This window comes from Acidobacteriota bacterium (assembly GCA_016184105.1).
GTDB lineage: Bacteria > Acidobacteriota > Vicinamibacteria > Vicinamibacterales > 2-12-FULL-66-21 > JACPDI01.
The window spans coordinates 1-11,342 of record JACPDI010000054.1 but is presented as its reverse complement, the minus strand read 5'-3'; the positions used below and the strand labels follow the sequence as shown (position 1 = coordinate 11,342).

The 11,342-nt window shown below is 67.2% G+C and carries 11 protein-coding genes; all 11 read left to right on the top strand.

The features are described 5' to 3' along the window. Window positions 1–34 precede the first annotated feature (34 nt). Entirely contained in the window at window positions 35–799 is a 765-nt protein-coding gene (locus tag HYU53_17745; protein MBI2223036.1) for an ABC transporter ATP-binding protein, read from the top strand. Then, window positions 796–1,590 carry an ABC transporter permease gene (locus HYU53_17740; GenBank protein MBI2223035.1) on the top strand — a complete coding sequence of 265 codons (795 nt, stop codon included), beginning with the start codon at window positions 796–798 and terminating at the stop codon, window positions 1,588–1,590. Before HYU53_17745 ends, HYU53_17740 begins: the two co-directional genes overlap by 4 nt. A 1-nt stretch (window position 1,591) precedes the next feature. Beyond that, entirely contained in the window at window positions 1,592–2,521 is a 930-nt protein-coding gene (locus tag HYU53_17735) for a 50S ribosomal protein L11 methyltransferase (GenBank protein MBI2223034.1), read from the top strand. After that, window positions 2,518–3,303, top strand: coding sequence for a class I SAM-dependent methyltransferase (locus tag HYU53_17730; protein MBI2223033.1), 786 nt, complete (start codon window positions 2,518–2,520; stop codon window positions 3,301–3,303). Before HYU53_17735 ends, HYU53_17730 begins: the two co-directional genes overlap by 4 nt. A 27-nt stretch (window positions 3,304–3,330) precedes the next feature. Further along, on the top strand, window positions 3,331–4,080 hold the full coding sequence (locus HYU53_17725; GenBank protein MBI2223032.1) for a YebC/PmpR family DNA-binding transcriptional regulator: 750 nt from the start codon (window positions 3,331–3,333) through the stop codon (window positions 4,078–4,080). After that, on the top strand, window positions 4,077–4,643 hold the full coding sequence (ruvC, locus tag HYU53_17720; protein MBI2223031.1) for a crossover junction endodeoxyribonuclease RuvC: 567 nt from the start codon (window positions 4,077–4,079) through the stop codon (window positions 4,641–4,643). Before HYU53_17725 ends, ruvC begins: the two co-directional genes overlap by 4 nt. Next, window positions 4,640–5,227: a Holliday junction branch migration protein RuvA gene (gene ruvA, locus HYU53_17715; GenBank protein MBI2223030.1), complete on the top strand. Its 588-nt coding sequence runs from the start codon at window positions 4,640–4,642 to the stop codon at window positions 5,225–5,227. The genes ruvC and ruvA overlap by 4 nt, the downstream gene beginning before the upstream one ends. Continuing rightward, on the top strand, window positions 5,224–6,240 hold the full coding sequence (ruvB, locus tag HYU53_17710; GenBank protein ID MBI2223029.1) for a Holliday junction branch migration DNA helicase RuvB: 1,017 nt from the start codon (window positions 5,224–5,226) through the stop codon (window positions 6,238–6,240). The genes ruvA and ruvB overlap by 4 nt, the downstream gene beginning before the upstream one ends. Then, complete coding sequence (locus HYU53_17705) at window positions 6,234–7,238, top strand: ketoacyl-ACP synthase III (protein MBI2223028.1); 1,005 nt, start codon at window positions 6,234–6,236, stop codon at window positions 7,236–7,238. The genes ruvB and HYU53_17705 overlap by 7 nt, the downstream gene beginning before the upstream one ends. A 211-nt stretch (window positions 7,239–7,449) precedes the next feature. Then, window positions 7,450–10,128 (top strand): site-specific DNA-methyltransferase, encoded by a 2,679-nt coding sequence (locus HYU53_17700; protein ID MBI2223027.1) that lies wholly within the window; start codon window positions 7,450–7,452, stop codon window positions 10,126–10,128. Further along, window positions 10,128–11,342 (top strand): AAA family ATPase (locus HYU53_17695; protein ID MBI2223026.1); only part of this gene is annotated, 1,215 nt, incomplete at its 3' end. The genes HYU53_17700 and HYU53_17695, both read left to right, overlap by 1 nt.

The following is an 11,342-nucleotide window of genomic DNA, read 5'->3' as shown; positions in this document are numbered from 1 at the left end:
GACGCTATGCTTGGCACACACGATGAGTCCAGGGGTGACCAGGCGACCTCCGGCGCCCGGACCGCTTGTCGCGGCCGAGCACCTGACGCGAGCGTTCGCCGCAGTACGCGGACGGGCGCCCGTCGAGGCCGTGGCGGACGTGTCCTTCCGCGTGGAGGTCAACGAGGTCGTCGGGGTCGTCGGCACCAACGGCGCCGGCAAGACCACGCTGCTGGACATGCTCGCGACGACCTTGGCGCCGACCCGCGGGACGGCGCGCATCGGGGGATTCGACATTCGTGACGCGGCGGGGGCGGCGCGCGGCATCATCGGCTACGTGCCCGCGGGCGGGCGGGCGCTGTATCCGCGTCTCACCGTCAGGCAGAACCTGCAGTTCTTTGCCGCGCTCTACGGCTTGACCGGCCCGCAGGCGGACGCGCGGATCGCGGAGTTGCTGGAGGTCTGCGGCGCCGCTGCGTGCGATCGCGTGCGCGTCGATCGCGTGTCGGATGGGATGGCGGCGCGCGTGGCGCTCGCGCGGGCGATGCTCCACGGCCCGAGGCTGCTGCTGCTCGACGAACCGGAACGATCCGTCGATCCCGTGCACCGCCCGGTGCTGCTCGGGGCGATCCGCCGGTTCGCCGATCGCGCCGGGGGCGGGGCCGTCATCGTCACGCACGGGCTCGATGACGTGCTGGAGGTCTGCGACCGCGTCATGGTGATGCGCGACGGCCGGCTGGTCGAGACGCTCGATCTGCGGCGCGGCGTGCGCGATCGCGAGCTGATCTCGCGCGCGATCGCCGGCGAGGCCGCCGTATGATCGCGTGGGCGCTCCAGCTCCGCGCGTTCGTGCTTCGCGACTTTGTCACCGACGTCAGCTACCGCGTGTCGTTTGCGATCAGCGTCCTGGACGCCTTGGCCGGCGTCGGCGCGTATTACATGCTGTCGACGATGATCGGGGCGCGGCCGGGCGGCTACGATGCGTTTGCGTTCATCCTGACGGGCCTCGTGATGAACAGCGCCATGTCCGCGGCCCTCGTGTGCCACTCGCAGGCGATCCGCGCCAGCCAGCAGAGCGGGACGCTGCCGCTCCTCGCCGCATCACCGCTGAGGTCGCGCAGGCTCCTGACGCTCTCGGCCGGATACCCCCTGCTGCGCGCGTCGCTCGAGGGCGCTCTCTACCTCTGTGCCGGCGTGTGGCTCGGCGTGACGCTGCGGGGCGCCGGCCTCGCCGGCGCGCTGCTCGTGTTCGCGGTATCGCTCGGGGCGTTCAGCGCGATCGGCATGTTGTCGGCCGCCTGCACGGTCGTCTGGAAGCGAGGCGACCCGATTCCCTGGCTGTTCGAGGCCGCGTCCTGGCTGCTCGGCGGCGTGTTCTTTCCCGTGGAGCTGCTGCCCGCGCCGCTGCAGGCGATCTCGAGGCTGCTGCCGATCACCTACGCGCTCGACGCCATCCGCCCCGCCCTGCTGTCAGCGGCCGGCATCGGCGAGATCCTGAACGGCGCGCTGCCGCTCGTCGCCTTCGCGGCGCTGGCGCTCCCGCTGGCCTTCGTCGCGTTCGACCGCGCGCTGGCGCGCGCGCGCGCGGAAGGGACGCTGAGGCAGTTCTGACGTGTATAACCTGAACGAGTACGCCTTTCTGCTGGGCGATCCGCGGCGGATGCGCGCGTACGGCGACGCCATCGCGCGGACGGTGGGTCAGGGCTCGGTGGTCGTCGACCTCGGCGCCGGGGGCGGCGTGCTCGCGGTTCTCGCCGCGAAGGCCGGGGCGCGCCGCGTGTACGCGATCGAAGCGATGCCTCTCGGCTCCGTCGTTGCGGATGCGGCCCGGCGGTCCGGCGTCGGCGAGATCGTCACGTTCGTCCATGGTCTGTCCACCGAGGTGACGCTCCCGGAGCGCGCTGACGTGATCGTGTCGGATCTGCACGGCGTGCTGCCGCACTTCCGCGAGCACTTGCCGGCGATCGTCGACGCACGCGAACGGTTCCTGCGTGACGGCGGCGCGCTCATTCCCGCACGCGAATGGCTGCAGGCGGCGCTCGCCGATGCGCCGGACCTGTATCAGCGGCGCGTGGCGGTTTTCGCCGGCGCGCCGTACGGCGTCAACATGGACGGGTTGCGCGAGATGGCCGTCAACCGCTGGTACTCCGGCCCGAAAGAGGACGTGCGTCTCATGGACGGGCCGGCTGTCATCGCCACAATCGTGTACTTGGAGATCACGGGCCCGGATCTCGATGCCGCCTTCGACCTTGCCACCGTCGAGGGGGGAACGGCGCACGGCTTCTGCGTCTGGTTCGACAGCGAGCTTGCGCCGGGTGTGATGCTGTCGAACAGCCCGGCCCTCGAGGAGACGGTCTTCCGCCGCGCGTTCTTTCCGTTCGAACGGCCGCTGCGGCTTCGAGCGCAGGACCGCGTGCGCGTCCGCCTCCGCGCGGCGCTCCACGGACCGGACTACGTGTGGACCTGGGAGACGCACGGCGCCGATGCCGGAGCGGCCGCCCATTTCCGGCAGTCCACTTTTCGCGGTTACCCGATCCGATGACGGCGCGCCGGGTCAGCGATGGCGCCGCGGGCTGGGACGAGTACGCCGCGTTCTACGACTGGGAGAACGCGCGCACGCTCGGGCGCCGCGACGTGCCGTTCTGGCGCCGCCTCGCGACGCAGGTTGACGGTCGCGTGCTGGAGCTGGGCTGCGGCACCGGCCGCATCCTCCTGCCGCTTGCGCGAGCGGGCATCGCCATCACGGGCGTTGACCGGTCGGAGCCGATGCTGGCGTTCGCGCGTCGCCGGGTGCGTCGCAGTCGCGTCACGCCGCTCAACGCCGGGCTGGTCCGCGGGGACATTCGCGCGCTGCCGCTGCGCCGCGCGGCGTTCGGCATGGTCATCGCGCCGTACGGCATGCTGCAATCGCTGACGCGCGCGCGCGACCTCGCGCAGGCGCTCGAGTCGGTCGCGCGCGTCCTGCGGAAAGGGGGCGTGTTCGGGATCGATCTCGTGCCCGATCTGCCGCGCTGGCGCGAGTACCGCAACCGGGTGACCTTGCGCGGGCGCGACCGGGCCGGCGCGGCCATCGCCCTGCGCGAGTCGGTCCGGCAGGATCCGCGGCACGGCCTCACGATCTTCGACCAGGAATATTCACGCCGCCTCGGCCGCCGCACCGAGACCCGCCGCTTCTCGCTTACCTTCAGGACGCTCTCGGTGCCCGAGATCGCCGCGCGCGTGGAAAAGGCCGGATTTGCCATGGACGCGGCGCTCGGCGACTACGATGGGGGGCCGTGGGACGCACGCGCGGACGTCTGGATCCTGCTGGCTCGGCGGTGCTAAGATATTGATTTTGACGAGGTTCTGAGCATGTCCGGCCATTCCAAGTGGCACACGATCAAGCACAAGAAGGGTGCCGCGGATGCCAAGCGCGGCAAGATCTTCACCCGCATCATCAAGGAACTGACGGTCGCCGCTCGGAACGGCGGCGGTGATCCCGATTCGAATCCCAGGCTGCGCACGGTGATCGCGGACGCCAAGGCTGTCAACATGCCCGCCGAGAACATCAAGCGGGCGATCCGCCGCGGCACGGGCGAAGAGCCGGGGATGTCGTACGAAGAGGTGATGTACGAAGGGTACGGCCCCGGCGGCGCGGCGGTGCTGATCGACGTGCTCACGGACAACAAGAACCGCACGGTCGGCGAGATCCGCCACATTCTGTCCAAGAACGGCGGCAACCTCGGCGCCGAGAACTCCGTCGCCTGGATGTTCGACCGCAAGGGCTACATCGTCGTCGAGAAGAGCAAGGCTGACGAGGAGCGGTTGATGGACGCGGCGCTCGAGGCGGGCGCGGACGATCTCCGCGACGATGGCGACAACTGGGAGATCATCACGGCGCCGGAAGCCTACCCGCAGGTGCTCGACGCGGTGAAAAAGATGAACGTCGAGCCCGCGAGCGCCGACATCGCGATGCTGCCGCAGAACTACGTGAAGCTCGAGGGCCGCACGGCGGGCCAGATGGTGAAGCTCATGGACGCGCTCGACGATCACGACGACGTGCGCCGCGTCTGGTCGAACTTCGATATCGAGGAGAAGGAGATCGAGGCCTCCCTCGCGTGAAGATCTTCGGAATCGATCCCGGTTCCGAGCGCACCGGCTACGGTTGCATCGAGACCGACGGCAGCCGGCACCGGCTGGTCATCTGCGGCGCGATCGGCGCCGCGCCGAGCGTCGACTTTTCCGAGCGGCTCCTGATCATCCATGACGGCCTCCGCGCCCTGCTCGAGGAGCACCGGCCCGATGCCGTCGCGATCGAGGACATCTTCTACGCGCGCAACGTGCGCAGCGCGTTGAAGCTGGGACACGCGCGCGGCGTCGCGCTGCTCGCGGCGACGGAGGCGGGCGTGCCGGTCACGGCGTATTCGCCGGCGGAAGTCAAGCGGGCCGTCGTCGGGTACGGCCGTGCGGAGAAGCAGCAGGTGCAGCGCATGGTGTGCCTGCTGCTCGGGCTCACGGCGGCCCCCTCGCCGTATGACGCGTCGGACGCGCTGGCGATCGCCATCTGCCACCTGCACACGGCCGCGCCCGCCGGCACCCGCGTGCCCGTGCCGATTGCGACGGGGCTGCCGCGCACCTGGCGCCGTTTCGATCCGTCGATGCATTCGTCGAAGAAACTGCATTGATCGCATTCCTGAGCGGGCGCATCCTCGACAGGCATCCGCAGCGCATCATCGTCGATGTCCACGGTGTGGGCTACGACGTCCAGGTGCCGCTGTCGACGTTTTACAATCTGCCCGATGCGGGCGGCGACGTGGCGCTGCACGTCCATACGCACGTGCGGGAGGACGCGATTGCGCTCTTCGGGTTCGCGACGCGGCTGGAGCTGGAGCTGTTCGAACGCCTGATTGCGATCAGCGGCGTCGGCCCGAAGCTGGCCCTCGCGGTGCTGTCGGGCATCGAACCCGGCGAGCTGGTTCGTGCGGTGCGGCTGCAGGATGTCGCCCGCCTGACGACGATCCCCGGCGTGGGCAAGAAGACGTCCGAGCGGATCGCGCTCGAGCTGAAGGACAAGCTGCCGAAGGGACTGCAGGCGGACGTCACCAGGCCGCGCTCGCCGCAGGACGAGCTGCGTGACGACGTGATCTCGGCGCTGCTGAACCTCGGGTATCAGCGCACCGCCGCGGAGAAGGCGATCGAGAAGGCCGCGGACGGGGGCGGCAGCTTCCAGGACGTGTTGAAGCGCGCGCTGAGGGCGCTGGCGACGTGAACGATCGGCTCCTCGCGTCCGTCCGTGCCGACGAGGACGTCCAGTACGAGTCCGGGCTGCGGCCGCGCACGCTGGACGACTACATCGGGCAGGACCGGGTCCGCGAGAACCTGCACGTGTCGATTGCCGCGGCCAAACAGCGCCGCGAGGCGATCGATCACGTGCTGCTCTACGGCCCGCCGGGACTGGGCAAGACGACGCTGGCCTACGTCATCGGCAACGAGATGGGCGTGCCGGTGCGTGCGACGGCGGGACCCGTGATCGAGAAGCCGGGCGATCTGGCCGCGATGCTCACGAACCTGCAGGAGCGCGAGGTCCTGTTCATCGACGAGATCCACCGCCTGAGCCCGTCCATCGAGGAGATCCTCTATCCGGCGATGGAGGACTACGAGCTGGACATCGTCATCGGGCAGGGGCCGGGCGCGCGATCGGTGAAGGTGCCGCTGCAGAAGTTCACGCTCGTGGGCGCGACCACGCGCGCGGGGATGCTGACCGGGCCGCTGCGCGCCCGCTTCGGCATCGTCCACCGGCTGGATTTCTACACCGAGGCGGACATCCGTGAGATCGTGCGGCGGTCGGCGCGGATCCTCGGCGTCACCATCGATGAACAGGCGCTCGGAGAGATCTCGCGGCGCTCGCGCGGCACGCCACGCGTGGCGAACCGGCTGCTGCGGCGCGTGCGCGACTTCGCGCAGGTGCGCGCGGCCGGGGATATCACGGCGCCGGTGGCGGCCGACGCGCTGAAGCTGCTCGAGGTGGACGAGCACGGGTTCGACGAGGTCGACCGGCGGCTGCTGCGCACGATCATCGACAAGTTCAACGGCGGGCCGGTGGGCGTGAACACGCTCGCCGCCGCGATCAGCGAAGACAAGGACGCGATCGAGGACATCTACGAGCCGTTTCTGATGCAGATCGGCTTCCTCGACCGCACCCCGCGCGGCCGCGTCGCGACCGCGCGGGCGTACGAGTATTTCGGACTGGACGCTCCGGGAAAGGACTCGCGACTGTGGTGAACCACGCCGGAAGGCGCGTGAAGATTGCGGCGCTCTCGACCTACGTTCCTCCCAAGCTCCTGACCAACGCCGACCTCGAGAAACTCGTCGAGACGACCGACGAGTGGATCCTGCAGCGGACCGGCATTCGCGAGCGCCACATCGTCGAGCCGGGCGTCGCCACGAGCGACCTCGCGAAGGAAGCCGCCCTCGCCGCGATCGCCAAGGCCGGCATCACGCCCAAGGACATCGGCTTCATCGTCGTCGGCACGACGACGCCGGACATGTTCTTCCCCAGCACCGCGTGCCTGCTGCAGAACAAGATCGGCGCGGCCAACGCGTGGGGGTTCGACCTCGGCGCCGCCTGCTCCGGCTTCACCTTCTCGCTCGCCACCGGCATGCAGATGGTGGCGACCGGCTCGACCGACTACGCGCTCGTCGTCGGCGCCGACGTGATGTCGAGCATCATCGACTACACCGACCGCACGACCTGCGTGCTGTTCGGCGACGGCGCGGGCGCCGTGGTGCTCGCGCCGGCCGCCGACCACGAGCCGGGGATCGTGGCCTTCGAGCACGAGATCGATGGCAGCGGCGGCGCCGCGCTGTGCATGCCCGCCGGGGGGAGCCTGAGGCCGGCGTCGCATGAGACGGTCGACCAGCGCCTGCACTACGTGAAGCAGGACGGCGCGACCGTGTTCAAGTTCGCCGTGCGCAAGACCGAGGAGATTGCCCGTCGCCTCCTCGACAAGACCCACACGAAGCCCGAGGACGTCAAGCTGTTCATCTCGCACCAGGCCAACCGCCGGATCATCGAGGCCGCGGCGGACCGGCTGGGGTTCCCGCCCGAGAAGGTGGTCGTCAACCTGGAGCGGTTCGGCAACACAACGGCCGCGACCATCCCGCTGGCTTTGAACGACGCGATGAACGAAGGCAAGCTGAAGAAAGGAGACCTGGTCCTCCTCGCGTCGGTCGGCGCGGGCTTTACGGTGGGTTCCGTGCTGCTCCGCTGGAGCTATTAAGGCCGAAGGCCGGAGGCCAGAGGGCGACGAGACCTCGGCAACGCATGACGGATGCTAGAATCCGGCTGACCCGAGCATTTTGATTCCACTGTTTCGGGCTTCCGAGGAGCAAGTGGCCAAAACCAGGGGGAAGTCCCCGTACGCGCGCCGGCCGGGCGGGGGCGCCGGCAAGGTTGCCGAACGCTACGTCCACCCGGAGCAAACGAGCCCCATGCGGCCCGACGTTGGGACGCAGTCGCAGTTCCGGAAGAAGAAACCGCCGCAGACCTATCGGTACGATTCGTCGCTGTCGCCTGCGCTCGACTGGGACGGCGCCAATGGCACGCGCGAGCTGGGCGAGTGGCTGCTCGATGCCATTGCCCGCGCATCGAGGCTCAATCCGCCCCACGAATTCGCCGAACCGCAGGAGTTTCGCTCTTCGGGCGGCCTTGTCCTTGTCACCGTCCGCGGTCTCACGGATGCTGTTGAACAGTTGAAGCGGCTCGCGAAGCCGTTCCTGAACTGGGCCGGGAAAGCCGAGCGCCTGTCCTTCGACGTCCCGACGCTCCCGCTCTTCGTCCACGAGCGCCTCTCCACCAAGACCATCGTCGACACGCTGGTGGGCCACCGGACCGACAGGCAGCTCGATCTCTACGACATGTTCGGCGACCCGCAGCACTCGATCACCGACCAGGTGCTGCGCGCGTACGAGTACCAGGACAAGTGGGTCAACCGCATGGTCCTCGGCGACTCGCTTGTTGTGATGAACTCGCTGCTGCAGTACGAGGGGCTGGGCGGGCAGGTGCAGATGATCTACATCGACCCGCCGTACGGCGTGAAGTTCGGCAGCAACTTCCAGCCGTTCGTCCGGAAGCGCGATGTCTCGCACAACGATGACGAGGACCTGACGCGCGAGCCGGAGATGGTGAAGGCGTACCGCGACACGTGGGACCTGGGACTGCACTCGTACCTGACCTACATGCGCGACCGGCTCCTGATGGCGCGCGAGCTGCTGACCCCCTCGGGCAGCGTCTTCGTCCAAATCAGCGATGAAAACCTGCATCACGTGCGCGAACTGATGGATGAGGTCTTCGGGACGGAGAACTTTGCTAGCGTGATTCCGTTCCGCAAAAAGACAATGCCATTGGGAGCCAAGTATGTAGAGAGTGTGACCGACTACCTATTGTGGTACGCCAGGGACTACGAGAAGCTTCGCTACCATGAGCTGTTGCAGTTGATGGATGTGCAAGGTGACACCCACTGGAACTATGTGGAATTGCCTGATGGGTCACGTCGTAAGATGACAAGCGACGAGGTCGCCGATCACACACGCTTGCCGACAGGAGCGGTCCCGTGTCAGCTCGTATCCCTTTATCCCGCCGGTGTGAACCAGTCAGGGCTTTTTCCATTTCAGTACCGGGGAAAGACCTACAAGCCACCACCCGGTAACAGTTGGTTCACGAACGAAGAAGGAATGAAGAATCTCGCAGCCGCCGATCGTCTCGAGCCGTACGAGGACGGCGAGACACTACGGTATGTCCTTAAACTTACTGATAGCGGCTATTCGGCAATCACGAATCTCTGGTCGGACACGTCCGCGCCGTCGGACAAGATGTACGCGGTCCAGACCAGCGCGAAGGTCATTCAGCGATGCATCTTGATGACAACGAACCCTGGGGATCTCGTGTTGGATCCAACATGCGGTTCGGGGACTACCGCGTACGTAGCGGAAGAATGGGGGCGGCGCTGGATCGCAATAGACGTTAGTCGTGTTCCTCTCGCGCTCGCGCGACAACGGCTGCTGACAGCCACGTATCCTTGGTACGAGCTCGTCGATCCAGCGCGGGGGCCAGTCGGCGGCTTTGTCTACAGACGTCGCCAAAACAAACGCGGCATCGAGGTCGGCGGTATTGTCCCATACGTAACAAAGGGCAGCGTGGCGAGCCAAGAAGTCTCTGCAGAACTGGTCAGAGTTGATGCACCCGAACGATCAGACGCAATCGTCCGCGTCACGGGCCCCTTTGCGTTCGAGGCGACGATCCCCACGCCGGTGGACTGGGAAGGGGATGGCGTCGAGGATTCGGGCGTCGAGCAGGCGGAGGATTACAGCTCGTTCGTCGAGCGGATGGTCGAAGTCCTGCGCCGATCGCCGGTGCTGCACGTGGGCGGCGGCCGGACCGTGCAGCTCGCGAACCTGCGACAGCCGGCCAAATCGCTGTCGCTCTCGGCGGAAGGGATCTCGCTCAACGGAGACCAGAAGCCGGTGGCGTTCGTGTTCGGCCCCGAGAACGGCGCGATCAGCGAGAAGCTGGTCCACGCGGCGCTGAAGGAAGCGCACCTGAAGTCGTACGCGCACTTGTATGTGATCGGCTTCGCGATTCAGCCGCACGCACGTGAGCTGGTCGAGAACGCCGCCGCCGTCGGATTCCTCCCCGCCACCTACGTGCAGGCGACACCCGACCTGATGATGGGCGACCTGTTGAAGAACATGCGGTCGAGCCAGATCTTCAGCGTCTGCGGCCTGCCCGAAGTGAAGGTCCACGCGGCGAAACCGGAAAAGAGAGACGCACCACCGTGTTTCCAGCTGGAGCTGGTAGGTCTCGACACCTTCGATCCCGCCACGATGGCCGTGGATCACCGCCGCGGGGACGACGTGCCGGCGTGGTTCGTGGACACCGATTACAACGGGCTCTGCTTCCACGTGTCGCAGGCGTTCTTCCCCCGGACGGGGGCGTGGAACGACCTGCGTAAGGCACTCAAGAGCGATTACGACGACAGCGTCTGGGAACACCTGGCGGGCACGAGGAGCGCGCCGTTCGAAGCGGGCGAGCATCGCCAGGTGGCCGTGAAGGTCATCGACGACCGCGGCAACGAGTTGCTGGTTGTGAAGCCGCTCGCGGAGAACGCCTGATGATTCGCCGCGTCGTCATCGAGAACTTCAAGCGCTTCGACCGCGTGGAGTTTTCGCTTCCGGGCCATCTCGTCGTCGCAGGCCCGAACAACGCGGGCAAGACGACATTGCTGCAGGCGATCGCGGCGTGGAGCGTCGCGCTCACGAGGTGGAAAGAGCTGAACGACTTCCAGCGCCACGGCGGCTGGTACACGAAGGCGCCGATCGCGCGTCAGGCGTTTTCGGCGGTGCCGTTGCGCGCGTACGATTTGCTGTGGCGCGACCGCCGCTATCAAGGGACCATCGGCCTCACCGTCCAGACAGATGACTGGACGGTGAAGATGGAGCTGGAGGCGGACAGTACTGAGCAGATTTACGTCCGGCCGGACCGCAGCGTCGATCCAGCGCACTTGAGAGACATCACGCTTTCAACGGTGCTTGTGCCGCCGATGACCGGCTTGAGCACAGAAGAACCTGTCTACCAGCGGCCGAAACTCGATCAACTGCTGGGCCAGGCGAAACCGGGAGAGATGCTCCGCAACCTGCTGCTCGAGGCCCACCAGTCCGAGACGGCGTGGCGGGATCTTCAGAGCGCGATACGACGGCTCTTTGCCTACGAGCTGCTGCCTCCAGACGGCTCGCGCGCCAGCATCGTGTCCGAATATCGCACCCAGAACGGGACGCAACTGGACGTCGCCAGCGCCGGCAGCGGCTTTCAGCAGGTCCTGATGCTCCTGACGCTCCTAAACGCGCGGCCCGGGTCAGTGCTGCTGCTCGATGAGCCGGACGCGCACCTGCACGTGATCCTGCAGGACGCGATCCTCAGCGAGCTGCGAGCGGTGGCCGCGCGGCGGGAGTCGCAGTTGATTATCGCCACACACTCTGAAGTGATTATCGACGCCGCGGATCTGCGCGAGCTGCGCGTGCTGCTCGATCGCCCCGTTATGGTGGCCGACGACAGTCAGAGACAGGTCGTGCTGGATTCGCTCCGCGTGCTGTCGAACGAAGACATGATGCTGGCGCTCGTCTCGCCAGGAGTGCTCTACCTCGAAGGGCACACCGATCTCGAGATCCTCAGAGCCTTCGCTCGCGCGCTGCACCATCCCGCGGAAGCCCTGCTGACGACTGAGGTGTTCTGGCGTCCGGTCGTCGCGGAAGGGCCCGGCGGCGGTACGGGGATCAAAGCCAGGGACCACTACGACGCGTTGAGGCTCGTGAAAGCGATCCCGGCGCTG

What these genes read in the sequence shown, in the direction of transcription:
- HYU53_17730 (MBI2223033.1), top strand. Translation starts at nt 2,518, where the DNA reads ATGACGGCGCGCCGGGTCAGCGATGGCGCCGCGGGCTGGGACGAGTAC.
- HYU53_17740 (MBI2223035.1), top strand. Translation starts at nt 796, where the DNA reads ATGATCGCGTGGGCGCTCCAGCTCCGCGCGTTCGTGCTTCGCGACTTT.
- HYU53_17725 (MBI2223032.1), top strand. Translation starts at nt 3,331, where the DNA reads ATGTCCGGCCATTCCAAGTGGCACACGATCAAGCACAAGAAGGGTGCC.
- HYU53_17700 (MBI2223027.1), top strand. Translation starts at nt 7,450, where the DNA reads ATGCGGCCCGACGTTGGGACGCAGTCGCAGTTCCGGAAGAAGAAACCG.